Source organism: Rhizobium sp. P2_G2, from assembly GCF_056403555.1.
This window is the reverse complement of the sequence record NZ_JBFUFF010000028.1, coordinates 1-26,823: the sequence shown is the minus strand read 5'-3', so window position 1 is coordinate 26,823 and position 26,823 is coordinate 1. Positions and strand designations below refer to the sequence as shown.

Genomic DNA, 26,823 nt, shown 5'->3' with positions numbered 1-26,823 from the left:
GCTCCCGAGAAGCAAGTTAGAGAATTCACACAGGAAAATCTTCAATGTCCAACATGATGCGTGCGCTGGTGAAGGCGAAGCCCGAGATGGGGCTGTGGATGGAACATGTGCCGGTGCCGGAGCCGGGGCCGAACGATGTGCTGATCAAAGTGAAGAAATCGGCGATCTGCGGCACCGATGTGCATATCTGGAATTGGGACCAGTGGGCGCAGAAGACCATTCCCGTGCCGATGGTCACCGGCCATGAATTCGTCGGCGAGATCGCCGAGATCGGTTCCGCCGTCACCAAATACCGTGTCGGCGAGCGTGTGTCGGGCGAGGGGCATATCGTCTGCGGCAAATGCCGCAATTGCCGCGCCGGCCGCGGCCATCTCTGCCACAACACGCTCGGCGTCGGCGTCAACCGGCCGGGTTCGTTCGGCGAATTCGTCTGCATTCCCGAGCATAATGTTGTCTCCATTCCCGACGACGTGCCGGACGAAGTCGCTGCGATCTTCGATCCGTTCGGCAATGCTGTTCACACGGCGCTGTCCTTCGATCTTGTCGGCGAGGATGTGCTGGTCACGGGTGCCGGCCCGATCGGCATCATGGGAGCGATGGTCGCCAAGCGTGCCGGTGCGCGCAAAGTGGTGATCACCGACATCAACCCGATCCGTCTCGAACTCGCCAAGACATGCGGCATCGACCATGTCGTCGACGCCTCGAAGGAAAACCTGGCCGACGTGATGAAGACGATCGGCATGAAGGAAGGGTTTGACGTCGGTCTCGAAATGTCTGGCGCGCCGCCCGCCTTCCGCTCGATGATCGAGACGATGAACAATGGCGGCAAGATCGCCATCCTCGGTATCGCTCCGGAAGGGTTCGGCATCGACTGGAACAAGGTGATCTTCAAGATGCTCACCCTGAAGGGCATCTATGGACGGGAAATGTTCGAGACCTGGTACAAGATGATCGCCTTCGTGCAGGGCGGGCTGGATGTCAGTACGATCATCACCCATCGCATTCCGATCGACGAATTCCGCGACGGTTTCGAGGCCATGCGCTCCGGCAATTCCGGCAAAGTGGTGATGGACTGGGTGTGAGCCATTGGATGTCATCGTCGAACCGGTCGCGGACAATCCGGCCCCCGAATCCCGCGACCTGATCCTCGCGCTGCTGGATGCCGACAATTCCCGCAAGACGGGCCGACAGGAGCATTCCGATTTTGCGGTGTTCCTGCGTGACCCGGCAACGCGCGAGGTCATCGGCGGCCTTTGGGCCATGGATGATTTCGGCTGGGCATTCATCACCTATCTCTACGTGCCGCCGCAATTGCGCGGATTGAGGCTGGGTGAGAAATTGATGATCGAAGCCGAGGCAATCGCCCGCGAGCGCGGCATGGTTGGCCTCTGGGTCAACACGTTCGATTTTCAGGCGCCGGGTTTTTACGAGAAGCTCGGCTACACGGTCTTCGGGCAGTTGGAGGGCATTGGCGATGCGGTCGGCCAGACCTTTCTTCGCAAACGCCTGCCGCCGCGATAAATCAGCTTTTTCACATGTAATTAAGCTTCACGAAATATGTCGGTGCTATTGCTGTGCACACGCGGCGATGGCCGCGCGAAGCAAACTCTCTTTCAGATTCGTTGGCCGGTTGGATGGCTTCGAGGCCATGCCAAGCGCTTTTGGAATAGCAGCCCTGCATGGGCCGCGTTGCAGGGGAAGGCTCCGCTTTCCTATGTAACACTGGGAACAGCGAAGAGTGCTTGGCCTTGGTAAGAGCACCGTCATCGAATGACGGAAACCAATGCTTAACCATGACCAGATTGTTTGCCGTAGCGCTGCTGTCCATCGTCACATTCTCGACATGCTTGTCGACGATTACCGCAACAACATCAACTGCTTCGGCGTGTTCGCCGTTAATATCTTGTAAGTAAGGAAGACTACCGTGAAGGCCATTTTTTGTTTGCTGTTCGTTATGGTCGCGATGACCTTCGGCGCCTCGGCATTCGAACTCAGCACCCGGTCGGCCGACGCCTGTACCGTAATCGGACACTGCGAATAACGTGGCCGCATGAGGCGCGTCACTGCGCCTTTCTTCTGAAGCTCTCGAAGAGTTGCGACAGGCACTTTTCCCCCTCGGCTGCGAGATCGAACTGCATCCCGAAGCGCAGCCAGTCGATGTAAAGCCCCTTCATCATCCAGATGAAACAGCGTGACGCCGCATCCGGCGTCCAGCCGGCTGACAGCTGTCCCTTGTCTCTCGCCTTTTCAAAGGCGGAGCAGACGGAGAGACAGCTTTCGACGTCCATTTCGCGCTGTTTTTCGAGCAGGCCCGCCATGTCCTGGCTGTGGTCACAACGAAAGAGGATCGTATAGATTCGCTGCCGCCGCTCGTCGCGGGAAATGGCGGAGAGCCAATCCACGCTTGCCTGGAGCATCAGCGTCAGAGGATCTGGGGGATCGGCCTGCAACTGCTCCGCCACCATATCCTCCTGGGGCAGGGGCACGGCGTCGTGCAGCGCCAGCAGTAGTTCCGTCTTGTTGGCGAAATGCCAATAGATTGCGCCACGGGTGACACCGGCGGCACGCGCCACGTCTTCCAGCGTGGTTTCAAACACGCCTTTGTCGTAAAAGACCTGCTCGGCAGCGCCGATGATGCGCTGCCGGGTTTCTTCCGCTTCCGCTTTGGTCCTACGCATCGCCTCTCCCAACCAGCATGCGGTCGTTCAAGCCGGCCAATGACGCCTCACGTCGCCGGTTTGGGCTCAGCATCGAGAGCGGGCGTTATCGACATCGGTGGCTTATCGTCCTTTGGACCTTCGGCCTTCGGTTTGCCCGCCTTCGGTTCGTCAGTCTTCGGTTCGTCAGCCTTGGGCGCGCCATCCGTTGGTCCGCTGTCCTTAGGCCCATCATCCTTCGGCTGATCGTCTGCCGGTTCCGCCGGCGGCGTGCCGCCTCGGTCGGCATCGTTCTTACGCACGAACATCCGGGCGATGAAGACGAAGAAGATCGGCACGAAGAAGATGGCGAGCACCGTCGCCGAGATCATGCCGCCGAGCACGCCGGTGCCGATCGCCTGCTGGCTGCCGGCCGATGCGCCGGTGGCGATGGCAAGCGGCAGGACGCCCAATGCAAAGGCGAAGGATGTCATCAGGATCGGCCGGAAGCGCAAATGCGCTGCCTGCATGGTCGCGTCGATCAGCGACATGCCCTCATTGTGCAGGTCCTTGGCAAATTCGATGATCAGGATGGCGTTCTTGGCCGACAGGCCGATGATGGCGATCAGGCCGACCTTGAAATAGACGTCGTTAGGCATGCCGCGCAATGTCACTGCGGCTACGGCGCCGATGACGCCGAGCGGCACGACCATCATCACCGAGACGGGGATGGCCCAGCTTTCATAGAGCGCGGCGAGGCAGAGGAAGACCATCAGGCAGGAGAGCGCCATGAGCAGCGGTGCCTGCGTGCCGGAGAGGATTTCCTCGCGCGACTGGCCGGTCCATTCGAAGCCGAAACCGGTGGGCAGCTGTGTCGCCAACCGCTCCATTTCCTTGATCGCGTCGCCGGAGGAATAGCCGGGCTTGGTTTCGCCGGAGAGGCGCACCGAGGGATAGCCGTCATAGCCCACGACCTGCGTCGGTCCCATGGACCACTTCACCGTGGCGAACGCCGAGATCGGCACCATGCCGCCATTGGCATTGCGGACATAGAGATTGAGCAGATCGGCCGTCTGCATGCGCTTGGCTGCATCCGCCTGCACGGTCACGCGCTGCAGGCGGCCGGCATTGGGGAAGTCGTTGACATAGTTGGACCCAAGATTGGTGGCGATGGTGGCGTTGATGTCGGCGAAGGAGACGCCGAATGTGTTGGCTTTTTCGCGGTCGATGATCAGGTCGACCTGGGCTACATCGGGCATGCCCTCTTCGCGCAGGCTGGCGAGGACGGGGCTTGTCTGGGCGAGGCCCAATAGCCGGTCTCGCGCTGCGGCAAGCGCCTCGTGGCCGAGACCGTTGCGGTCCTGCAGACGGAAGGCAAAGCCGTTGGTCGTGCCGAGGCCCTGGATCGAGGGCGGCGACAATGCGAAGCTGATCGCGTCCTTGAGGCCGAACAACATCATGTTGGCGCGGCCGGCGATCGCTGCAGCGGAACTGTTCGGATCACGCTCAGACCAGTCCTTCAGCGTGATGAAGGCTAGGCCGGCATTCTGACCGATGCCGAAGAAGCTGAAGCCCTGCACGGCAACGATGCGGTCGACGGCCTTTTCCTTGCTGAAAATGCCTTCGACCTGACTGAGGATGCCGTTCGTGCGGTTCACTGTCGCTTCCGTCGGTGCCTGGACCATGGCGATGATGTAGCCCTGGTCCTCATCAGGCAGGAAAGAAGAGGAGAGCTGCATGAAAAGGTAGCCGAGCCCGCCGAGCAATGCGACATAGATGATCATGAAGCGGCCTGCGCGGCGGATCAGCATGCCGACGAAGCGGCTATAGCCGCGCGAGCTTGCATCGAAGCCGCGGTTGAACCAGCCGAATGGGCCGCGCTTGGTGTGGTGATGGCCTTTCGCCACCTGCTTGAGGATGGTGCCGCAGAGCGACGGTGTCAGCGACAGCGCCAGGAAGGCGGAGAACAGGATCGACACGACCATGGTCACAGCAAACTGGCGATAGATGACGCCCACCACGCCGGGGAAGAAGGCCATGGGAACGAAGACCGAGGACAGGACCAGGGTGATGCCGATGACCGCAGAGGTGATCTGCCGCATCGCCTTGCGGGTGGCTTCCTTCGGCGTCAGCCCCTCCTCGGACATGATGCGTTCGACATTCTCGACGACGATGATCGCATCGTCGACCAGAATGCCGATCGCCAGCACCATGCCGAACATGGTCAGCACATTGATCGAATAGCCGAGTGCCAGCATCACCGCGCAGGTGCCGAGTAGCGCAATGGGCACGACAACGGTCGGAATCAGCGTATAGCGGATCGACTGCAGGAAGATGAACATCACGACGAAGACCAGCGCCACGGCTTCGATCAGCGTGTGGACGACCTTCTCGATCGAGATCCTGACGAACGGGCTGCTGTCATAGGGGATGCTGTATTTGACACCTGCCGGAAAGTAGCGCGACAGTTCCTCCAACTTCGCCCTGACCGCCTCGGATGTCGCCATGGCGTTGGCAGTGGGGGCAAGCTGCACGGCAAGGGCGGCGGAGGCCTGGCCGTTGATACGGGCGGAGAAGTCGTAATTCTCGGCGCCAAGTTCGACGCGGGCGACATCGCGCAGCCGCACGGTGGAACCGTCGGCATTGGCGCGCAGGATGATCGAGCCGAATTCCTCCGGCGTCTTCAACTGGCCTTTGACCAGCACGGTTGCGTGAATCTGCTGCGTCAGCGGATTGGGCGTCGAGCCGATGGTGCCGGCGGCGATCTGGGCGTTCTGCGACTGGATGGCGCTGACGACGTCGCCTGAGGTCAGGTTCAGGCCGACCATCTTGCCCGGATCGAGCCAGATGCGCATGGCACGCTGGGTAGTGAACATCTGGGTGCGGCCGACGCCGGGAACGCGGCTGATCTCGCTGTTGATATTCCGCGTCATGTAGTCGCCGAGGCCGGTCGCATCGAGCGAGCCGTCCGTGGAGGTGAGTGCGACGACCAAGAGGAAGCCCTGGCCGGCTTCTTCCACCTGGACGCCGGTCTGGGTGACGATCTGCGGCAGACGGGGCTCGACGCGGCGGACACGGTTCTGCACGTCAACGGCCGCCTGGGCCGGGCTGGTGCCGGGCTCGAAGGTTGCACTGATGGTGATATAACCGCTCGAATCCGAGGTGGATTCGAAATACATCAGCCCGGTAATGCCGTTGAGCTCATCCTCGATCACATGCGTGACGCTGTTGTAGATCTCCTCCGGCGAGGCGCCGGGATAGGAGGCGTTGATGGAGATCTGCGGCGGCGCCACTTGCGGATATTGCGACACCGGCAGCAACGGCAGCGAGATGATGCCGGCCAAGACGATGAAAATGGCCACGACCCAGGCGAAGATCGGACGATCGATGAAAAAACTCGGCATCGGTCAGGCCTCGATCACTTCGTGTCTGCGGTTTGTTCGGCGGCAGGCTTGGCGGCTGCGGCGTTCCATTCGGCCGGATTGACCGGCGCTCCCGGCCGGATCTTTTGGAAGCCCTCGACGATCACTTTGTCGCCCGGCTTGAGACCTTCAGAGATCACCCAACGATTGTCGATGACCCGGCCGGTGACCACCTTGCGCATCTGCGCGGTATTTTTCGCGTCGACGAGATAGACGAGCGACGCGCCGGCCGAATCGCGCTGCACCGCTTGCTGCGGCACGGCAATGGCGTTCTTCTCTATGCCCTGCTCGATGCGGACGCGGACGTACATGCCCGGCAGCAGGTCTCCTTTCGGATTGGGAAATTCACCGCGCAATGTCACCTGGCCGGTGGTCGGATCGACCGTTGTCTCGGAGAACAACAGCTTGCCGCCATGTTCATAGACACTGCCGTCGTCGAGGACCAATTGCACCGGTGCGTCGCCCGAAGGCGATATAATGCCGCCCTTTTCCAGCGCCTTGCGCAGCCGGATCAGGTCGGCAGCGGGCTGGGTGAAGTCGGCGTATATCKGGTCGAGCTGCTGGATGGTGGCGAGATTGTCGTTGCCGTTTGCCACCAGCGCGCCTTCGGTGATCAACGCGCGGCCGATGCGGCCGCTGATCGGGGCGGTGACGCTGGCATATCGCAGGTTCAGCTTGGCACTGGAGAGGCCGGCTTCGGCAGAGGCAACGTCAGCATCGGCGATCGTGAGCGCGGCGATCGCATCTTCGACCTGCTGGGTCGAGGTGACGTTGGACTTCTTCAGCTCCTGCTGACGGTCGGCGTTCTGGCGGGCTTGCAATTGCGAGGCCTTGGCGCGGGCAAGCGTCGCCTCGGCGCTCTGCACCTGGACTTTGAACGGTTCTGGATCGATCTGGTAGAGCAGGTCACCCTGCTTGACGACCGAGCCCTGTTCGAACACGCGCTTGACGACGATGCCGGAGACCCGCGGCCGGACCTCGGAAATGCGCGTCGGCGCGATCCGCCCCGGCAGTTCATTGGTGATCGGCAGCGGTTCTGCCTTGGTGGTGATGACCGAGACGGCGGATGGCGGGAAGGTGAAGCCCCCCGGGTTCTGGGACTTCTTTTCATCGCAGCCGGCCAAGAGGACCCCAACGGATATGACGAGAAGCGATGCGAAACGACTGGTTTTCATGAATGGACTGCCCCGAACCCCACGCAATGCGCGACCGCACAAGCGGCTCCGCATTTACAGACATCCGTGAATGTTAATTGAGGTGGGCTTGTGAATCAATGAAGCGGCGCGAAATAAATTGACAAAAGAAAAGCTTAGGCCGGCTCCGGGGCCGATGAAAAAGGCCGCTGCGTTTCGTAGCGGCCTCGGCAACGATCAACAGATTTCGGTCCGCGTCACTCGGTTCCCATCTCGCCGGCGTAAAATTTCCGCGCATCCGCCGCCATGGCACGTCGCGAATCCGGATGCGTGTAGAACATGTGGCCGCCGCGATAGAGTTTCAGCGCCGTGCGGTGTTCGGCCAGAGCGGGCGGCAGGTGGTTGAGGATGTAGCGGCTGGCGCCGAAAGGCGTCAGCGCATCGCTATAGCCATGCGCGATCATCAGCCGGAAGCTGGGCATGGTCGAGAGCAATTCCCTGACATCGTCCGTGGCGTCCGCGGTGGCGCGATTGCCATTCCAGTCCCAGTGCTTGGCCACGTCTTCTTCCAGCAGATTGTAGGTAACGTCGCAAACGTAACCGAGTTCGTTACGCGCATAGGCGGAGAAGGCAGCGCCATAGGCGCGGGTGAAGCCGTCGAGGATGGGATCGTCGCTGCCGTCATAGCTGAGTTCAGGATAGGGATCAGGCACGGTATAGCTCGCGTCATAAGGGCTTGCGATCCGGCCGGGCTGGACATTCTTCTTGTAGATGTTGCTCAGGAATCCGCGTGTGCGCGTGACTTCGTCCTTTGGAATTCCCGTCATCGTCGAGAGCCGGCTGTAGAAGGCATCCGCCGTCGCGCCGGCAGGCGGAGGGCCGGCCATCGTCACGAGATAGTCGGTCATGGCGAATGTCGCCGCCTTGGCGACGGCATCGGGTGAAAAGGCCTTTTTGCGTTCGAGCTCGGCAGCGGCAAGCGACGGCAGCTGCATGGCTGCCACCAGCGGGGAATCGTTGCCGCCGAAGATGAACTGGCTGTCGATCAGCGGCGACAGCATGACGATGCCGGAGACGACGATGCCCTGGTTTTCCTTGAGCGCCGTGGCGACTTTGGCAGCACGGAAGCCGCCATAGCTTTCGCCGAGCAGGTATTTCGCCGAGCCGAGCCGTTTGTTGTGCTGGACATAGAGGGTGATCACCTTGGCCATCGCCTCGGCGTCCGCCCTGACGTTCCAGAAACCATTGCCGTCATTGCCGGCGGCGCGGCTCCAGCCGGTGCCGACGGGATCGATGAGTACGAGATCGGTGAAGCCCAGCCAGCTTTCGGGATTGTCCTTTAATATCGGCGCCGAGCCGTCATTGTTATCAGGCCCGAATTCAAGAATGCGCGGGCCGACCAGGCCGAGATTGAGATAGGCCGAGGCGGCGCCCGGCCCGCCGTTGAAGGCAAATGTCAACGGTCGTTTTGCGCCGCCGTCCTTAGCGACATAGGCAGTGTAAAAGATCTTGGCGCTGATTTTGCCGTCCTGGCCATAAAGGCTGAGCGTGCCGGCCGTGGCAGTGTAGGGCAGGTCGCCGGCCGGCGTCTTCAGGACATGTTGCGTCGCGGAATCGGCCGGCAGCAGGCCGAGGATGCCCTGGCTCTCGTTCGTGCTGGCGGATGCGCGCTCCGCCGCTGTTGCCGGTATGGCGACAGCGGTCATGAGCGCAAAAATGATCGCGACGGTGCGGCGAAACAACATGATGTCCATCCTTCCGGTCTCTTCGGGCTAGATGTGATCTAGGCTTAACCAGTGGTAGGGGACAGTCAAAATAAATTGATGGTCTCTATCGGAGCCATCCGATGCGCCTCAATCGAGCGTGATCCTGGCGTCCGCGTGGGTAATATAGCCGGCCATCACGCATTCCTCGATCGCCTGCCGCGCGACCGCATCGTTAGGGTCGGCCTTCGCGGTGGCAACATGCTCGTGGCACATCTTGACCCGCATTTTCGTATTGGTCTCAATCACCGGCGCGGTTGGCAGGCCATATTCGTGTACGAAAATCCACCCGAGCAGTGCCAGCGGAAGCGCCCAGGAAACGCCCAGAATGAACCTCAAGCCCATTGCAATTCCCCTTGCGCGAGCCGCGTGTCGATAGAACCAAAAGAAGTGGCGGGTATCGAGGCCTTTTGAGCGTCTCCGCGGAGTCGAAAGTACGATACGCCGTCAAGCTTTCCGCAGGCAGACGTCGCGTTAAGTCAGGCGGCGGGTGTCTCCGGCTCACGGATCGAAAGGGTCTGGGACGCTTTGGCGATTACTCGTCGCCGGCAGGAGCTTCTATTACGCTCATCCGATCGCCTCGGCAATCGCATCGAAACACGCCATCAGCATCGCCTCGGTCGCCGGCTGGTCGGCAAGTGGCTGCGACGACTGCTTGGCGATGGCGATATTCCTGTCATGGTCGACATGGATCCATTGGCCATGGATGCCGATTGCCAGCGCCACCCTGCGGCCGCCCGGCTTGATGTACCACTTGTTGCGATAACGGCCGCCGGAAATGAAAGCGGCGGAAGCGCCGCGCGCCCAGGCGCCAGCATCGCCATTGTCGAAGACATCGTCGACGAAAGCCTGCGGCAGCACGCCTTCCGTCAGCGGCCGGCGTGTCATCAGGGTGCCGAAGCGGGCAATGTCGCGTAGGCAGGCGCAGATGCCGCCGGCGGCGCGCACGGCGCCGAATTTGTCGACAGTGATATAGGCTGGGAATTCGGCGCCCATCGGCTGCCAGAGATATTTCGACAAGGCTTCGGCGTAGCGCAGGCCGGTGGCGCGCTCGGCGATCCAGCCGGCTGCGTCGGTATTGGGCGAGACATAGTGGAATTTCTCGCCGTGGCGGCTGCCATCGCTCCTGAATTCGGTCAGCATTTTTCGCGTTGCGACCTCGCCCTCGTCCGGCATCGCGGGGTCCCAGCCGGTGGCGCGGCGATAGCGATCGACATCGCCATTCTTGGCATTGTAGTCCTCGGTGAATTCGACGGCCACCTGCATGTCGAGGATGTGCTGGACGGTGGCGCCATCATAGGCGGAGCCCTTGAGTTCCGGCACATAGTCTGTCGCAAGCGCCGCCGTATCGACCAGGCCTTTATGCTTGAGAATGCCGAACAGCGCGCCGAGGATCGATTTGCTGACCGAAAACATCACGTGCCGCGAGGAAGGCTCTATGCCGGTTTCATATTGCTCGTGCAGGATCTGATTGTTCTTCAGCACCAGGAAGCCGTCGGTGTCCGATTGCTTCAGGCATTCCGACACCGTCATCTCATTGCCGCCGGGTGCAGTGAACCGGATGTCGCCGAGCGCGCGAGGCGCCGATCCCAGCGCTGCGAAGGCGTCAGTGCGCCGGTCGATGATGTCGGTGGTCAATATCCGGTTGACGTTGTGAAAGCCCCATTTGTTGTGGGGTGCGGTGCGCCAATTGCCGAGGTCTGCGCTGCGTCCCTGGGGAACCGAAGCCCAACTATCCATTGCCTGCCATCCTTGCCGTTCGATTCTGTCGGCGCAGTTGAGGCTATTTGGCGAAAATCGTCCAGGGGTAAGAGCACCTACCTTTTAAGCAGGTGGTCGCAGTTTCGAATCGTACAGGGATCGCCACCTTCCAAATGTCCGCCCACATACCCGCGGACGATCGCGTCGGTCAGGTCAAAGTCCGATTGGGCTGGTTCACGCTGGCCCGCGCATATGTTTCATCTACCAACGAAGAGACAGACTTCAGGATCGCGCTTGCATCCGCGCCGTAGAACCTTGATGCATTGAAGCAGTTGGCTTCCACTATCCCATAGCGCTGTCCGGTCAGGGCGATATCGAGACAGAACACCGGGGCGGGACTCCACAGTTCGGCCGCTTCGAAGGCGAGGTCGATCACGTGATGAGGCACGTGGAGGTCCACGTTTCCAATACTGTCCTTGCGATACGAAGAGGCGGCAACAACCTGTCCATTGACGATGAACGTGCGCCACTCCGCGTCGATCTGTACCGGCTCGGCGATGACAATCAGGGTATCCTGGTCGATGTACGCCTTCTTGATGGCTGGATCGATGACGGCCTTCAATGAGTTCTTATCGAAGATGCCGCCGTTGAATGCCTTGCTGTCTTCGTCCGGGCGAACGAACATGCTTTTGAAGCCTATTTGTGAGATTGCTTCCGCGAGCCGAATGACCACGCCATTGGCGCTTACCATCAAATCGCCCCAGCCTTTGTGGAAGGCTGACCAGCGGAATGTGGCTGGATCGAAGAAGATACCTGGCGAAAGCTCCGGATATCCCAAGGCACGCGGAACGAATGAAGGCCCGTAACAGATGACGGGACGGGTGATGTCCAGGGCACCTATTTCGGGAATCTCCGTACTATGCCCTTTGAGAGCCGCCATATGCATGTCGTTCCCGTGATCGCGCAGAATCGACTGAATCTCCCGGATGGAGGAGAGATTGGGGTGATTGCTTTGGAGAAGCCACTGGGTGGTTGCCATCGGAGTCGATATGCCTGCGAGGGGAGCGATGCGAGCGTGTGCCCGCACCTTGGCACTCGTTGCCCACCATTTCCACCCCGATTCAGGCGAAACAGAACCGGCTACGCGAAATAGAACCATTCCGGGTTGATCTTGGAATAATGTTCGGTTGAAATCGGTAATGGATCGAAAGGTATAATGCCTTTGTTTCTTAGCTTTAAAGCCATCTCTATGGCATATCTTTCGGCAAATTGCTCTTTTTGTTTGGTTGGCAGAGAGAAATAACGCTCTTGTAAATCGTCATCTGCGTCTTCCGCTTCGCCCGGGCGCGTTACCTTCTCGAAATAGTCTACTTGATGGCCTATCTCGTGGATAAGTGTACCGTAAAGTTGCGTATTTCTGATGGCTTGAGGAGTGGAGCGGATTTCGAAATGTCGTTTTGTTAATTCAATCTGGTGCCCTTCCTGCTTTAATCTCTCAATTTCCTGTGCAAAATCGGCGTCGATGTCGTTTTTTATCTTGTAGGTGAGACCAATGGGCTGAGCCTCGATGAAAACAGTGGGGCCAAAATATTTGCCAAAGTAAACAAGATATCCCAATCTGCCCCACACATGGCTGAATATGGCTTCTTTTCTTTTTGGTTGCCTGAACGCAAAGACCTTTATGTCGCGCCGATGCTCTTCAGGAATGTGTTTGATGACCTCAATCAGATCGGAGACGGAGACATAATATTTGTAATCCGCATGGGTCGGCTCGATAAGAATGGCAAATTCGTGGTCGCCGATGGTGCAGGGCAAAACCGCCGGGTTTCTTAGTTTCTGCCAGAACAACCTGTCGTCCTGGCGTGAAGAGGGAATGCCGAAATCATTCCTGGCTTTAAAGCCCTGGTCAGAGGTTCCGATTTTCTTGTTTCTTCTGGAGGGATTCCATCCCGCAGTATTTTTTTCTGGCATATCAATTTGTTCGTGATGTGAATAACTGATGCTGCCTCTAATACCGTTTGCAGATCGGTGCAACGGCTGATCAGCTTGCCAGCAATGTAGCTATAGCTCTACGTGCAGCCTTGGGACGCGTTTTTACGGCTGGCCGATGGCGCGGTCGCAATTGTAGACGGCGTGGAAACGCTCGTCAAAGTAACCCGCACGGCCCCAGACCATTTCCTTCATTTGCCAGCCGTTGACGGTGACATTGACACGCATGCCACGCCGATGACCGGTGCAGAACAGGCCCTTGTCGGTCGGCGCACAGCCCAGCCGCCAGACGGGCATGTCACGCCGGCCGCTCTGGCCGGTCAGCACCATGCTGGTGCCGTTGAAGCGGACATAGCGGGCGGCGGAAATATCATTGCCGAAGGGATGGTGCGCGCCAATCGAATAGCATTCCGCCACCTCTTCGGCTGCAGCGGGAAAAGCGACACTCAAGAACAACAAACCCAAAATCGCACAGCGCATGGACCACTCCTGATTTTTGCTTTGTAAACGCCTGAGACTGCGAAGATATTCGACTTCCTATGCGGAGCCTGCCATAGTGTAGGGCAAAGTCAACATTTCCCAGGTGCAACCATAGGGGTGTTGGCGAAAAGGGGTGGTGAATTCTTCAAATCGGGCATGGCGGAGCGCCATGAACATGGGATAGTGCTGTCATGGAGGCGGTCTATGTCCGGGGTGACATGCGACCGCTCGCCGAGCCGTCAGGAGGGATTTCGATGCCTTGGAACTGCCGCAACCTTGCCGTCGTGATTTCGCTCGCCGTCGCCATGCCTGCAATGGCCGAGGAGGCGCAGAAGGTCGTCGCGCAACCGCCCGCCAAGCAATCGGTCACCCGCTATCTTTTCTCGCAGGGCACGATCGCTGCGATCAACAGCGTCGATCTCGTGGCGCGCGTGTCCGGCACGCTTGAAAAGGTCAATCGCGAGGATGGTTCAGCGGTCAAGAAGGACGAAGTGCTATTCGTCATCGAGCAGGATCCCTACAAGATCAGCGTTGCCTCGGCGCAGGCCTCGCTCGACCAGCAGAACGCCAACCTGACGCAGGCGAATTCCAACTTGGCGCGTCAGCAGGACATGCAGAAAAAGAACCTGACCGCGACGGCCACCGTCGAAGCGGCAGTCGCGCAGGCCGAGACGGCCAAGGCGCTGGTCGCGGCCAGCCAGGCCCAGTTGCAGAATGCCCAGCTCAATCTCAGCTACACGGAAATCAAGGCGCCGTTCGACGGCATTCTCTCCGAACACCTGATCGATGTCGGCGCCTATATCAATGCGGCGAGCACACCGAAGCTGGCCTCGGTCATCCAGCCAGATCCGCTGCGGGTCAATTTCACGGTCAACGAAAAGCAGGTGATCCAGATCCGCGAGGCGCTGGCAGAGCGCCACAAGAAGCTCGGCGATATGGGGCCGATCAAGGTCGAGATTGGGCTGCCGACCGATCCGAACTATCCCTATAGCGGAACGATCGACTATATCGCGCCGGAACTCGACTCATCCTCGGGCACGGTCTCGGTGCGGGCTATGATGCCGAACACGCAGCGGCTGTTTTCGCCGGGCATGTTCGTTCGCGTGCGCATTCCCGTGGTCACCAATGCCGATGCGCTGGTGATCCCGGAAAGCGCCATCGGCAACGACCAGGAAGGGCCGACCGTGATGACTGTCGGCAAGGACAATCGCGTCGAGGCGAAGGTGGTCACGCTTGGCGAGGCCGCCGGCAATGGCCTGCGTGAGATCGTCAAGGGCCTCGCCGCGACCGACCGGGTGATCGTCCAAGGCGCCGACAATGTGCAGCCCGGCGACGCCGTCAACGTCGTCGCCAAGTTGCAGTGACCGGGGGCGGGCCGCACCATGATCGCCAAATTCTTCATCGACCGTCCGGTCCTTGCCAATGTCATCGCTATCCTCACTGTCATCCTCGGTGCGGTGGCGCTGTTCGAGCTGCCGGTCTCGCAATATCCCGACATCGTGCCGCCTTCTATCCAGGTCACGGCGCGCTATCCGGGCGCCAATGCCGAGACCATCATCCGTGACGTGGCGCTGCCGATCGAGCAGAAGGTCAACGGCGTCGAAGGCATGCTCTACATGCAGTCGACTGCGACCAGCGACGGCTCCTATACGCTGACGGTGACCTTTGCCATCGGCACCAATCCCGACCAGGCGCAGATCCTGGTGCAGAACCGCGTCCAGTCGGCGCTGCAATCGCTGCCGGACGCGGTGCAGTCGCAGGGCGTGCAGACGGCGAAGCGCTCGACCTCGATCCTGGCGATCATAGCACTCTCGTCCGACCGGCCGGAGCATAACAGCCTGTTCATGGCCAATTACGCGACGATCAACCTGATCGACCAGATCAGCCGCATTCCCGGCATCGGCAATGTCAACGTCTTCGGCGCCGGCCAATATGCGGTCCGCATCTGGATGGATCCGGAATTGATGGCGGCGCGCGGCCTGATCCCGGCCGACGTGATCAATGCCATCAATCTGCAAAGCCGGTCGACCTCCGCCGGCCAGCTCGGCCTGCCGCCGGTGCCGAAGGGGCAGCAGTTCCAGTACACGCTTAAGCTCGATTCCAAGCTCAACGACGTGCCATCCTTCGAGGACATCATCATCAAGGCCAGCGCCACCAATGGCGGCCAGGTGACCCGGTTGCGCGATGTGGCCCGCGTCGAGCTCGGAGCGCAGCAATATAACCAGGATTTCGCCATCGACGGCCGGCCGGCTGCAGGGCTGGCGCTGTTCACCCTGCCGGAAGCCAATGCGCTCGACGTCATGCATCGTGTCGACACCCAGATGACGGTGCTGGCGAAATCCTTCCCCCAGGGAATGAAATACAGCATTCCGTTCGACACGACGCGCTTCGTCTCGGCGGCGGTGAACGACGTCTATCACACGCTGTTCGAAGCGGCGCTCCTGGTGCTGGTCGTCATCCTGGTCTTCCTGCAGGATTGGCGCGCGACGCTGGTGCCGGCGACGACGGTGCCGGTGACGATTGTCGGCGCCTTCGCCGCCATGGCGGTGTGCGGCTTCTCGATCAATCTGCTGACGCTGTTCGCCATCATCCTGGCGATCGGCATCGTGGTCGATGACGCGATCGTGGTCGTCGAGGCGGCGGCGCGGCATATCCGCCTGGGCCGAACGCCGCATGATGCGGCGATCGCCGCCATGAACGAGCTGTTCGGGCCGATCATCGGTATCACGCTGGTCCTGCTCGCCGTGTTCCTGCCGGCGGCCTTCCTGCCTGGTCTGAGCGGCCAGATGTACCGGCAGTTCTCGCTGGTGATTGCCGCGACCGCCCTGATCAGCGCCGTCAACGCCATGACGCTGAAGCCGACGCAGGCAGCGCTTTGGCTCAAGGCGCATGACCCCAACCGTCGTCCCAACATTTTCGCCCGCGGCTTCAACGCCGTCTATGACGTCTTCGAACGTATCTATGCCGGGATGATCCGCGGCATGGTGCGGATCAGCGTCGTTGTGGTGATCGTCGCTCTCGCGCTGGTCGGCGGCTCGGTCTATCTGCTGTCGCGCGTTCCGACGGCCTTCCTGCCGATCGAGGACCAGGGCTATTTCCTGGTCTCGGTGCAATTGTCCGAGGGCGCGTCGCTGGAGCGGACGCGCACGACGCTCGAAACCGTGCGCAAGCGCGTGGCAGACCTCGGCGTGGTCGAGAATGTCATCGCCATCAGCGGGCTTTCGGCGATCAACAACAATGCCAGCCAGGCCAATTCCGGTGTGCTCTACATCATCCTCAAGGACTGGAGTGTCCGCAAGCCGGGCGAGGACCTGCTGTCGCTCTACAACAAGCTCAATCAGTTGACCGCCAATCTGCCCGACGGCAAGGCGCAGGTGCTGCCGCCGCCGCCGATCCAGGGCATTGGCAATGCCGCGGGCTTTGCGCTGCAGATCGAGGCGACCAACGGCAAGTTCGACTATCTGGCGCTGCAGAAGGCAGCCGCTCGTGTGGCCGAACAGGCGAGCAAGGACCCGACCTTCCGCCAGGCCTTCAGCCCCTTCCGTGCCGACGCGCCGCAATTTGCTGTCTCCGTCGACCGCACCAAGGCGGAGGTGATGGGCGTCGATCTCGGCAGCACCTACGACACGGTGAGCCAATATATCGGTTCGGCCTATGCCGGGCAGATCAATCTCTTCGGACGTGTGTTCCAGGTCTATATCCAGTCGCAGCCGGACAAGCGCATCGATGTCGAGGATCTTGAACAGCTGAAGCTGCGCAATGCCACCGGCGAAATGGTGCCGCTCGGCGCCATTGCCGATGTGCGACGCGTCTCCGGACCATCACTGGTCAGCCTCTACAATCTGCATCCGGCCGCACAGATCATCGGCGCGCCGGCGCAGGGTTTCAGCACCGGCCAGGCGCTCGACGAGCTCGACAAGATCGCCGGGACGTTGTCGCCGCGCGATTTCGTCTCCGAATGGACGGCCGTGTCCTATCAAGAAAGGCAGCTCGGCAACCAGATCTATATCGTCTATGCGCTGAGCCTGTTGCTGGTCTATTTCGTGCTTGCCGGCCAATATGAGAGCTGGCTGGCGCCAGTCTCGGTGATCGCCAGCGTGCCGCTGGCCCTGCTCGGTACGGCGGCGACGCTGCTTGTGCTGAAAGTGCCGGTCAATCTCTATACGCAGATCGGCCTCGTCCTGCTGATCGCGCTGTCGGCGAAGAATGCCATTCTGATCGTCGAATTCGCCCGGCATCTGCGCGCCGAAGGCCTGTCGCTCGGCGAGGCGGCGGTGGAGGCGGCGCGAACACGCTTCCGGCCGATCTTGATGACCTCGATCGCCTTCATCCTCGGCGTCCTGCCGCTCGTGCTGCACACCGGCGCCGGCGCCAGCGCGCAGAAATCCATCGGTATCGCGGTGTTTACCGGCATGATCGGTTCGACCTGCCTGACCGTGGTCTTCGTGCCGTCGATGTTTGTCGTCGTCCAATGGATCGAGGAACGGATGCGGCGGCGCAAGCGTGCCGCTGTTGCCGTCGTCGACGAGGATGTATCGGAAGAGATCGACCAGCCTTTGCCGCTGGACTTGAATCAGCCGAAGCCGACGGCCACCACGCGGCGCGTGGCGGTCGAAGTCGACGAACCTACCTCGAAAAATTCCAGACAGCCTGAGCCGGATGCTGTTGCCCGAAGCGCGCCGGTGGACATTGTCGAAGCGCCGGCAGCGGTTGTCGATCAGCCGTCACGGGCCGAGGCTGACAAGCCTGTCTCTGATGTTGTCGACCAGCCCAAGTCCGTCGAGATCATCGAGCCCTCGAAGGCCGACGCCGGCCGGCCTAAGTCCGCCGACGTCAAGCCATCATCCTTGGCCGATATCAGTCCGCCTCCGTCCAACCCGACTTTCGCGACGGACTATACGATGACGTCCGGCGCGAACAACAACTATGCGCGGCCGCCGGCGGATACGACGATATACAAGCCCGCGACGGTTCAGGCAGGCGAAGCGGTAACCCGATCGACCTCCGACAAGGCGGCGCGATCCGATGGAAGGCGCAAGGCCTCGGCCGCGGCTGCGACCGTCGACACCAAGCCGAACCCAACGGCGGCAGCCGAGGAGAAGCAGGCCCCAGCCAATTCCGCGAAGGACAAGGCCGCATCGGACAAGTCTGTCGACAAAACGGCTAAGCCCGCTCAAATGGGGTCTGCGAAAGACGTCGAGTCCACGGCGGTCGAGGTTGCAGATCCAGCCGCGCTGAATCGCCAGGACGGGCAAACCAGCGGCGATAACACGGCGCCGACCCGTGCCGATCCCGCCAATGACGCACTCGCCAAGGCCCTGGCTGAATTGGCCGGTGAGACGTCGGCTGGAGAGGACACGGCTTTAGATACGTCACGCGCAGCCGATGACACCGCTCCCAAGCCAGCGGACGATGTCGCATCCATTCCAGCGGACGAAGTCGCTGCAGGCGCAGCGGCGTCCCTTTCGGACGAACCAGCGACCAGCGATGAGGTTGAGGCCGCGGAGACTGTACAGAGCGAACAGCCTTTGCCGGAGGCAGTCGAGGAAAATGCCGCGCCAGCCGACACCAGCGAAAAGCCGACGCCCGCTGAACCGACATCCGGCAAGTCGTCTCCATCTGGCAGCGAAGGCGGACGACGCCGGCCAGCGCTCAAGACGAGGCGGCGCCGGTAGCTGCTGCGGCAGACTTGCTTTTTGATCGATGTTGCGTCACTGCCCACCGACTGAAGTATCGGCTTGCCAAGTCGTCAATCGGTGGCCGTCAGGTCCGTTGGCGGCAATGATGAGCAAGCAATGCGCATATCTCTGTGCCAGTCAGACATCCGGGCGAATGAGGTTTCGTTCGGCGGTGTCACGCCGGGCAATGCCGAGCGCAAGGATGTGATCGGAAAGCATTTGCAAACCAGGGACTTGCGTTCGGGATGCATTTTGTCGATGACGTGGAGTAACAAAAACGTGCGCGGCTTCGTAGGGGAATCTGCCGGGTGAACGGTTCGACGCAGGAAGAACAGTGGGCCATCTGGATGCGGGCCGCCATCGATGGCGACAAGCAGGCCTATCATCGCTTCCTGACGGCGGTCACGCCCTATCTCCGTGCGCTCGCGCGGCGGCGCTGTGACCAGTTCGGCGCGCCGGCGAGCGAGGCGGAGGACGTGCTGCAGGAAGTGCTGCTGGCAGTGCATCTCAAGCGCGGCACCTGGGACATGTCCCGGCCGATCGGGCCTTGGCTGGCGACGATCGTGCGCAACAAGATGATCGATGCGCTGCGCCGCCGCGGCCGGCAGGTGAGCGTGCCGATCGAGGATTTCATCGAGACGCTGGAAGCAGCGGATTCGACTGATGCCACCGACCGGCTGGATGCCGAACAACTGCTGACGCAGTTGAAGGACCCGCAGCGCGATATCGTGCGCTCGATCTCGCTCGAAGGGCAGGGGGTGCGCGAGACGGCCGCGCGACTGAAAATGACGGAGGGCGCCGTGCGCGTGGCGCTGCATCGCGCGCTCAAGGCGCTCGCCGCCCTATATCGGAGTGATGTGCGTGAAGACGGATGATCTGATCCATATGCTGGCCGAGGATGCACCGGTGCCAATGCGCATCGGCCGCGCCATGACGCTGGCGCTGCTCCTCGGCACGGTCATCTCGATCGCCCTGCTGCTGGCGACGATTGGCATGCGGCCGAACATGGGGCAGGCGATGCAGACTGCCCGCGTGATGTTCAAGATCGGCGTGACGCTGACGCTTGCCGTTGCTGCCTGCGGCCTTGTCTTCCGCATTGGCCGGCCCGGCGTGCCGCTCAAGGCGCGCAGCCTGTTGCTGATCCTGCCCTTGGTTCTGGTCATCGGAGCTATCATGATGGAAGGGATGATGACGCCATCCGATTCCTGGATGTCGCGCATGGTCGGCAATCATTCACGCTTCTGCATATTCTTCATTCCGATGCTGTCGATCGCGCCGCTCATAGGCTTCATGCTGGTCCTGAGGGACGGCGCCCCTGAAAGCCCTGGCCTTGCCGGCGCCGTCGCGGGACTGGCCGCTGGCGGCGTCGCCGCCGCCATCTATGCCTGGCACTGCCCCGACGACAGCCCCTTCTTCGTCGCCACCTGGTACACGCTGGCGATCGCGATCGTGACAATTGTCGGCTTTTTTGTGGGGCGTCGGCTGCTGCGATGGTGAATTTCGGGGCGAGGTAGTTGGTTTACGCGCTACGCTCGCGATCAGATACGAAGTACAGTAAATTTCGATACTGTGCTATCTAAATACATATTACCGCAGGCTGTATGGATTCCACTTGCAATAAGCGAAATGCCGCTATTTAACTTGGTGAGCCATTCCTTAAAATCCAGGTGACATGATGACATCAGCCTCGGTCAGTATAGATGATGAGACTATTGCGCAAATTCTAAACTCAAACTTTGGAATCGTTCTCAGTCAGGATGATCCGCTTGCTAAGATTGTCGGCGACGTCAAAGTCGAGGACGTAGAACATGCTGCTGGCAATATTCTGAGCTCGGTCGGAAAAAGCATACTTGAAAGCGACTCGATCGAAGGGTTCGTCGATGCTTTGCTGCCGGATGTCGACGGAGATTGGCTGTCCAGCTGGGCAAAAGATGAGGGGAAGCAGGTTGCCGACAAACTTGGATCATTCCTTCTGAGCAAGGCTTTGAGTGACGTGGATATTTCCACGCCGGAAGGGCAACTCATACAGCTTGTAAGCAAAGATGCACTATCTGGCGCATTGTCAAAACTAGACGCGTGGATAGATGGTGGCTTCAAATCGAACTTTGATTTTTTTCAAGGGTTGGATGCCGCCTCAATCATAACGAGCCTCAGCAACTTGATTACTGCAGACTTGGGGAAAAAGTTAGCTAATTCCATCGTCGACATAGATAGTGTGCAGGATCAAATCGGCGTATTCCTTGGTACGCTTGTCGCGCAGGAGTTCTTGCCACCCGGTGTAGCGGAGTTCGTGGGCACTGTTGTCGGCGACTTCATATTCGATCAAGTTCTCGATCAGTGGCTGGGTATTCATATTACCTTCGGGTGGTCAGATAACCGGCCGATTGAATTTGCGTATATGAGCTACGATCCCGAGCGAAATACATTCTACCAAGACAATTTCTGGGACAAGAAAACCGACGCGAATATCAAGGCGTCGGTTGAGAAAGCGCGCGACGGCTACCTGAGCGCAATGAACGATGTGCTGGCAAGCGTTGGAGGTCGCATTGACGTAAACGCTTTCGGCGGCGGGATTATGGCTGCCGACATCGGATACAGCCATGTCGACGGTAAGCAATACACCGCCACGCTTTTCGGGACGGATGTCAAAAGCGAGGATCTTAACTATCTTACGCACCTGGCCATCGACACCGACCTTAAAAGGATGACGTTCATTGATGGCGACATGGTCTTGGCGCAAGCTTTTGAATATTGGAAAGGCGAGCAAAAGGGAGTTGACGATCACCTCAACTCGTTGACTGAAATATTTTCGATAGCCTCGGACTATCGAAAATACCTCGAAAACGTCGATGCCATTAACCACCTTATCGCATCCAATCCTTTGAGCGCCTTCTCGGTTGGCTGGACCGCAACGCTCTTGAAGGCGAAATCGATGGGGCTCGACGACAGTATCACAGCATCTGGCGACGGTCACGATGAGACATTCAAGACTTCGGAGGGCGCTGACAATGTAAACGGCGGTGGGGGCAACGACTATATCCTCACCTTTGGTGGCAACGACACTCTCGTGGGCGGTGACGGCAATGATCGCATGTTCGGTGGTGATGGCGATGATCTTCTGATCGGCGGTAGCGGTAACAATACGATAAACGGTGGTGATGGCGCAGACGTTGTCGTCTATTCGGGGGTGCTCTCCGACTATCGCATTGTCGACAACGGCGATGGCACATACACCATCGGACACAAGGACGGCTCTGGCGGGATCGATCTAGTGTCCAACGTCGAGAGATTCCAATTCGACGACACTATCTTTCGTTTTAACAATGCGCCGACTGGCGAACACGAAATTCTCGACCAGAACACGATTGAAGGTCAGGCTTTCCATTTCACCGTTAGCGCGGATACTTTCTCCGATGCTGACAAAGGTGATACGCTTGTCTACTCCGCGACACTCGCAAACGGCGACGTGTTGCCGAGCTGGCTTTCGTTTGACCCTGCGACGCGGAGCTTTTCAGGCACGCCAGTCAATGCTGATGCCGGCAAGACTATTTCCGTTCAAGTAACCGTTACGGATTCTGGTGGCCTAAGTGCAACTGAGACATTCAGCCTCGCCATCCAGACGGCTACCATCGAAACCGTGACCGGTTCGCCGACTGCAGTACTGGTGCATGGGAAAGAGGACACCAGCTATGTCGTTTTAGCCAGCGATCTCCTCGCCGGCCTTTCGGATTCGGATGGCCATACGCTTTCAGTTTGGACCGTGAAGGTGTCAGACAATGCGACCGCAGTTGACAATGGAGATGGTACATACACAATCACGCCGGCTGCCGATTTCAGCGGTAAATTGACGCTCCATTACTATGTGCTGGATGGTCACGGAAACACTCATGGCATGCTTTTGCCTCTTTATATCGACGCGGCAAATAATGCGCCAACGGGTCCGCTTACAGGCGTTCTGTCAGACAAGGCTGAAGACTTGCCATTCACGGTAACAGCCGCAACGCTGCTGGCTGGCTTCTCGGATGCAGATCAGGGGGATGCACCTTACATCCTCGCGATTGGAGCAGACCACGCCGTCGTGACGGCAAACGGCGATAATTCTTACACGGTTACGCCCGATGCCAACTTCAATGGCACCTTGACACTGACATATGACGTGTCCGACGGCCATCAGGATGGGACGGTTCTCGCCACGCGAACAATGAACATCGCCGCCACCAACCATGCTCCCACGGAGATAGACTTATCGGCGACGATAATTTCGGAGGACTCGGCTGCTGGCGCAGTCGTTGGAACTTTGACCGGTATCGATCGAGATCAAGGTGACACTCTTACCCTCTCGCTCGTCGACAATCCAAACAGCACTTTCATCATTGTCGGCGGAAAGATCGAACTGGCACAGGGCAAATCGCTCGACTACGAAACCCAGGCGACCTACGACATTACGGTTCGGGCCACCGATTCATCCGGTGCAAAGTTCGATCGGGATTTTACCATTTATGTCGCAGATGTTGACGAAGGGACGGTACCAATTGTCGGTTCACCGGCGAACAACACGCTGCATGGCGGGGCAGACAACGATGTAATCCAGGGTCTCGGCGGCAATGATACGCTGGATGGCGGTGACGGCGCTGACGAACTCGATGGCGGCAAGGGGAGTGATACCGCTTCCTATGCCAGCACTGGCAAGGGTTTGGTCGCGAGTTTGTTGAAGCCAACAGACAATACCGGCGATGCCGATGGCGATAGCTATATCAGCATCGAGAACCTAACCGGCTCCGGGTTTGCAGATAGATTGTTCGGCGACAGCCAGGCAAATGTGATCGACGGCGGTGTTGGCAATGATCGGCTGTTTGGTGGTGGACAGAGTGACATATTCATATTCGGGGCAAAGTATGGCAAAGACACAATTACCGACTTCGAATTTAAGGGGTCGGATCACGATCTCATCGACCTTTCCCACGCTGCCGGCATCACCAGTTTCAAGGATCTGATTCAACATCATATCAAGGACGTCGGCAGCGATCTGATTATCACTGCGGCCGACGGATCAAGACTGGTCCTTGAAGATGTCGGTTCCATCAAACACCTCGCCAATGGCGATTTCATGTTTTGAGTTGTAGTGGAAAAAGAGCAACAACCGGTCTTCTAATCTTCTGCGCGGATCGCTGGCTGCCGCTTGTTTGCCAGCGATCGGTCTTGACATGGAACGACTTCGAAATCTGGTCCTTTGAAAAACACTTGGCTTCTCAACTGATCTGATTGAGATCGCCTTATCCGCTTGACGGTGCTATGGCCCGGCGGCTTCCCAAAGCTCTTTCTGACATATCGCAACTCGTGATTTCATGTTCTTCTCCATTGCTACAACCCATAAGCCCGCCAGCGATCTTGGTTTCCTGCTGATGAGACACCCCGATCGGCTGCATGAAGTGGAGCTCTCCTTCGGTCGCGGCATCGTGTTCTATCCGGAGGCCAATGACAGTCGCTGTGAAGCAGCGCTGGTGCTAGACATCGATCCGATCGGGCTGGTGCGCGGTGCTGGCGCGGGTGAGGGGCTGCTCGATCACTATGTCAACGACCGGCCCTATTCGGCCTCATCTTTCCTGGCCGTCGCGCTGAACCGTATTTTTCGCACGGCGATGAGCGGTACATCGCGCGAGCGGCAGGCGCTGGCGGAGGCGGCGATCCCGCTTGAAATCAACGTCAAGCCGCTGCCGGCACGCGGCGAAGAGAGTTTGGTGAAGGCGCTGTTCGAGCCGCTTGGGTGGCAGGCCGAGGTGGTGACGATCGACGGTTTTGGTGTGCCGTCGCGCTATGTCGATCTCCGGCTCACAGGCACGATGAAGCTTTCGACCGCGCTCACCCATCTCTATGTGCTGATCCCGGTGCTCGATGATGACAAGCACTATTGGGTGGGTGAGGACGAGATCAAGAAACTACTCGACAAGGGTGGGACCTGGCTTGCCGACCATCCCGAGCGCGACCTGATCGTCCGCCGCTATCTCAAGAAGCAGAAGCGGCTGGTGCGGCAGGCACTGGCACGTCTCGCCCCGGAAGAGGAGGAGACCGAGGAGGCTGCACCGGAGCTCCATCGGCGCGAGGAAATCCTCGAAGCACCGATGAAGCTGCACGACTTGCGGCAGGACACTGTTGCGCGCGTGTTGGTCGAATCCGGCGCCTCGGTGGTGGCCGATCTCGGTTGCGGCGAGGGCAAGCTGTTGCGGCGGCTGCTCAAGGAGCGCTCGCTGAAAAAACTGATTGGGCTCGATGCCTCGACGCGTTCGCTGGAGCGCGCGGCCGAGCGGCTGAAGCTCGGCGAACCGGGTGGCGCATCGCCCGAGCGGGTGACGCTGCTGCATGGGGCGCTGACCTATCGCGACAGCCGCTGGCATGATGCGGAGGCGGCGGCGCTGATCGAGGTGATCGAGCACCTCGATCCCGACCGGCTGCCGCATCTCGCGGACGTGGTGTTCGGCGCGGGCTTGCGCGCGATAGTCATGACAACGCCGAATGCCGAATATAACGCGCTTTTCGAGGGCATGGTGCCCGGCGCCATGCGGCATCCCGACCATCGCTTCGAATGGACGCGGGAGCAATTCCAGGCCTGGACCGCGGCGGTGGCTGATAGCCATGGGTATCAGGTGCGGCACGAGGGCATTGGCGATGTCCATCCTGAACTCGGTCCGGTGACGCAGATGGCAGTGTTTACAAAATGAAAAGCGCAGACCCCAGTCTCATCGACATTCCGGATTTCAGCTTGGTCGTGCTGATCGGCGCCACTGGCTCCGGCAAGTCGACTTTCGCCTCGCGCTGGTTCCAGCCGACGGAAGTGATTTCTTCGGACCACTGCCGCGGGCTTGTCTCGGATGATGAGAACGACCAGTCGGTGTCGTCGGATGCTTTCGATCTCGTCCGCGCGATTGCCGAAAAGCGGCTGAAAAACCGCAGGCTGGCGGTCATCGACGCCACCAATGTGCGGGCTGCCGATCGCAAGATGTGGATCGAGGTCGCCCGGCGCTGGCATGCGCTGCCGGTGGCGATCGTCATCGATCCCGGCCTGGATGTCTGCGTGGCCCGCAACAAGGCGCGGCCCAACCGCAATTTCTCCGTCCATGTGCCGCAAAGGATGATCCAGGAAATCCGCAAGGGTTTTGGTGGGCTGCAGCGCGAAGGCTTTCGCCAGGTCTGGCGACTTTCCTCGGTCGAGGCTGTCGATGCCGTGACCATCGAGCGTCGGCCGCTCTGGACCGACAAGCGGACGGAGACCGGCCCGTTCGATATTATCGGTGACGTGCATGGCTGCGCCGACGAGCTGAAGGCGCTGTTGACCGAGCTCGGGTACGGGCTTTCTCTGGAGGGGGAGCGCACTGTCCTGACGCCGCCCGGCGATCGCAAGCTCGTCTTCGTCGGTGATCTTGTCGACCGTGGACCGCAGACTCCGGACGTATTGCGCATCGTCATGGATGCCGTCGATGCCGGCCAGGCGCTCTGCGTCCAGGGTAATCACGACCAGAAGCTCGACCGCTGGATGGCCGGCCGCAACGTCAAGATCGCCCATGGCCTGCAGGAAAGCATCGACCAGCTCGAAGCCGAGACGCCTGAATTCCGGGAGCGGGTCAAGCGCTTCCTTGGCGATCTCCGCAGTCATTACTGGCTGGATGGCGGAAGGCTGGTTGTCGTCCATGCCGGCCTTAAGGAGGAGATGATCGGCCGCGGTTCGCCAGCGGTGCGTGATTTTGCGCTTTACGGCGAGACCACCGGCGAGATCGATGCATTCGGCTTGCCGGTGCGCGGCGACTGGGCGGCGGCCTATCGCGGCAAGACGGCCGTCGTCCACGGTCATACGCCGACGCCGGAGGCCGAATGGATCAACAACACGATCTGCATCGATACCGGCTGCGTCTTCGGCGGCAAGCTCACGGCCCTACGCTGGCCGGAAAAGCAATTGGTCAGTGTCCCGGCGGCTCAGATCTATGCCGAGCCGATCCGGCCGCTCGCCGTTGTCGCCGAACGGTCAGGCC

At 59.9% G+C, this 26,823-nt stretch carries 17 protein-coding genes and 2 pseudogenes; 9 read left to right on the top strand and 10 right to left on the bottom strand.

Annotated elements, in window-relative coordinates:
* Nucleotides 1–44: 44 nt before the first annotated feature.
* Nucleotides 45–1,082 (top strand): L-threonine 3-dehydrogenase, encoded by a 1,038-nt coding sequence (gene tdh, locus AC1D06_RS20110; RefSeq protein ID WP_477987619.1) that lies wholly within the window; start codon nt 45–47, stop codon nt 1,080–1,082.
* A gap of 4 nt (nt 1,083–1,086) precedes the next feature.
* The gene (locus AC1D06_RS20105; protein WP_477987618.1) at nt 1,087–1,521 is read left to right on the top strand and encodes a GNAT family N-acetyltransferase; all 435 of its coding nucleotides are present in this window, start codon (nt 1,087–1,089) and stop codon (nt 1,519–1,521) included.
* Nucleotides 1,522–1,531: 10 nt separating this feature from the next.
* Here AC1D06_RS20105 and AC1D06_RS20100 read toward each other — a convergent pair whose 3' ends face one another.
* The 10 genes and pseudogenes from AC1D06_RS20100 to AC1D06_RS20055 form a co-directional block, all read right to left on the bottom strand.
* Nucleotides 1,532–2,032 carry a hypothetical protein gene (locus tag AC1D06_RS20100; protein WP_477987617.1) on the bottom strand — a complete coding sequence of 167 codons (501 nt, stop codon included), beginning with the start codon at nt 2,030–2,032 and terminating at the stop codon, nt 1,532–1,534.
* A 28-nt stretch (nt 2,033–2,060) separates the two neighbouring features.
* Nucleotides 2,061–2,678: a TetR family transcriptional regulator gene (locus tag AC1D06_RS20095; RefSeq protein WP_477987616.1), complete on the bottom strand. Its 618-nt coding sequence runs from the start codon at nt 2,676–2,678 to the stop codon at nt 2,061–2,063.
* Nucleotides 2,679–2,914: 236 nt separating this feature from the next.
* Nucleotides 2,915–6,040: pseudogene (locus tag AC1D06_RS20090) on the bottom strand (multidrug efflux RND transporter permease subunit); the annotation flags it as partial.
* Nucleotides 6,041–6,054: 14 nt separating this feature from the next.
* Nucleotides 6,055–7,233: an efflux RND transporter periplasmic adaptor subunit gene (locus tag AC1D06_RS20085; RefSeq protein WP_477987615.1), complete on the bottom strand. Its 1,179-nt coding sequence runs from the start codon at nt 7,231–7,233 to the stop codon at nt 6,055–6,057.
* Nucleotides 7,234–7,448: 215 nt separating this feature from the next.
* Nucleotides 7,449–8,936, bottom strand: a complete 1,488-nt coding sequence (locus AC1D06_RS20080; protein ID WP_477987614.1) for a S10 family peptidase — start codon at nt 8,934–8,936, stop codon at nt 7,449–7,451.
* Nucleotides 8,937–9,044: 108 nt separating this feature from the next.
* Nucleotides 9,045–9,299: a hypothetical protein gene (locus tag AC1D06_RS20075; RefSeq protein ID WP_477881471.1), complete on the bottom strand. Its 255-nt coding sequence runs from the start codon at nt 9,297–9,299 to the stop codon at nt 9,045–9,047.
* 222 nt (nt 9,300–9,521) lie between these two features.
* The gene (locus tag AC1D06_RS20070) at nt 9,522–10,694 is read right to left on the bottom strand and encodes a serine hydrolase domain-containing protein (RefSeq protein ID WP_477987613.1); all 1,173 of its coding nucleotides are present in this window, start codon (nt 10,692–10,694) and stop codon (nt 9,522–9,524) included.
* Between the two features lie 169 nt (nt 10,695–10,863).
* Nucleotides 10,864–11,694: an ATP-grasp domain-containing protein gene (locus AC1D06_RS20065; protein WP_477987612.1), complete on the bottom strand. Its 831-nt coding sequence runs from the start codon at nt 11,692–11,694 to the stop codon at nt 10,864–10,866.
* Between the two features lie 101 nt (nt 11,695–11,795).
* The gene (locus AC1D06_RS20060; protein WP_477987611.1) at nt 11,796–12,626 is read right to left on the bottom strand and encodes a hypothetical protein; all 831 of its coding nucleotides are present in this window, start codon (nt 12,624–12,626) and stop codon (nt 11,796–11,798) included.
* A 123-nt stretch (nt 12,627–12,749) separates the two neighbouring features.
* A complete protein-coding gene (locus AC1D06_RS20055) occupies nt 12,750–13,124 on the bottom strand; it encodes a hypothetical protein (protein WP_477987610.1) in 375 nt (124 codons plus the stop codon).
* 254 nt (nt 13,125–13,378) lie between these two features.
* Between AC1D06_RS20055 and AC1D06_RS20050 the strand changes: the two genes are divergently transcribed.
* The 7 genes and pseudogenes from AC1D06_RS20050 to AC1D06_RS20020 form a co-directional block, all read left to right on the top strand.
* Entirely contained in the window at nt 13,379–14,488 is a 1,110-nt protein-coding gene (locus AC1D06_RS20050) for an efflux RND transporter periplasmic adaptor subunit (protein WP_477987609.1), read from the top strand.
* A gap of 18 nt (nt 14,489–14,506) precedes the next feature.
* Nucleotides 14,507–17,641: pseudogene (locus tag AC1D06_RS20045) on the top strand (efflux RND transporter permease subunit); the annotation flags it as partial.
* A gap of 1,469 nt (nt 17,642–19,110) precedes the next feature.
* Nucleotides 19,111–19,677, top strand: coding sequence for a sigma-70 family RNA polymerase sigma factor (locus AC1D06_RS20040; RefSeq protein ID WP_477987608.1), 567 nt, complete (start codon nt 19,111–19,113; stop codon nt 19,675–19,677).
* Entirely contained in the window at nt 19,664–20,299 is a 636-nt protein-coding gene (locus AC1D06_RS20035) for an NrsF family protein (protein ID WP_477987607.1), read from the top strand. The genes AC1D06_RS20040 and AC1D06_RS20035 overlap by 14 nt, the downstream gene beginning before the upstream one ends.
* Nucleotides 20,300–20,477: 178 nt before the next feature.
* Nucleotides 20,478–23,918: a cadherin-like domain-containing protein gene (locus AC1D06_RS20030; protein WP_477987606.1), complete on the top strand. Its 3,441-nt coding sequence runs from the start codon at nt 20,478–20,480 to the stop codon at nt 23,916–23,918.
* 229 nt (nt 23,919–24,147) lie between these two features.
* Nucleotides 24,148–25,518 carry a 3' terminal RNA ribose 2'-O-methyltransferase Hen1 gene (locus AC1D06_RS20025; RefSeq protein WP_477987604.1) on the top strand — a complete coding sequence of 457 codons (1,371 nt, stop codon included), beginning with the start codon at nt 24,148–24,150 and terminating at the stop codon, nt 25,516–25,518.
* The coding region (locus AC1D06_RS20020) for an AAA family ATPase (RefSeq protein ID WP_477987603.1) at nt 25,515–26,823 on the top strand (1,309 nt) is incomplete at its 3' end. The genes AC1D06_RS20025 and AC1D06_RS20020, both read left to right, overlap by 4 nt.

Excerpts from the sequence above, each read along its gene's own strand:
- AC1D06_RS20075 (WP_477881471.1), bottom strand. The coding sequence starts at position 9,299 with ATGGGCTTGAGGTTCATTCTGGGCGTTTCCTGGGCGCTTCCGCTGGCA.
- AC1D06_RS20030 (WP_477987606.1), top strand. The coding sequence starts at position 20,478 with ATGACATCAGCCTCGGTCAGTATAGATGATGAGACTATTGCGCAAATT.
- AC1D06_RS20025 (WP_477987604.1), top strand. The coding sequence starts at position 24,148 with ATGTTCTTCTCCATTGCTACAACCCATAAGCCCGCCAGCGATCTTGGT.
- AC1D06_RS20080 (WP_477987614.1), bottom strand. The coding sequence starts at position 8,936 with ATGTTGTTTCGCCGCACCGTCGCGATCATTTTTGCGCTCATGACCGCT.
- AC1D06_RS20065 (WP_477987612.1), bottom strand. The coding sequence starts at position 11,694 with ATGGCAACCACCCAGTGGCTTCTCCAAAGCAATCACCCCAATCTCTCC.
- tdh (WP_477987619.1), top strand. The coding sequence starts at position 45 with ATGTCCAACATGATGCGTGCGCTGGTGAAGGCGAAGCCCGAGATGGGG.
- AC1D06_RS20050 (WP_477987609.1), top strand. The coding sequence starts at position 13,379 with ATGCCTTGGAACTGCCGCAACCTTGCCGTCGTGATTTCGCTCGCCGTC.
- AC1D06_RS20060 (WP_477987611.1), bottom strand. The coding sequence starts at position 12,626 with ATGCCAGAAAAAAATACTGCGGGATGGAATCCCTCCAGAAGAAACAAG.
- AC1D06_RS20070 (WP_477987613.1), bottom strand. The coding sequence starts at position 10,694 with ATGGATAGTTGGGCTTCGGTTCCCCAGGGACGCAGCGCAGACCTCGGC.
- AC1D06_RS20055 (WP_477987610.1), bottom strand. The coding sequence starts at position 13,124 with ATGCGCTGTGCGATTTTGGGTTTGTTGTTCTTGAGTGTCGCTTTTCCC.
- AC1D06_RS20095 (WP_477987616.1), bottom strand. The coding sequence starts at position 2,678 with ATGCGTAGGACCAAAGCGGAAGCGGAAGAAACCCGGCAGCGCATCATC.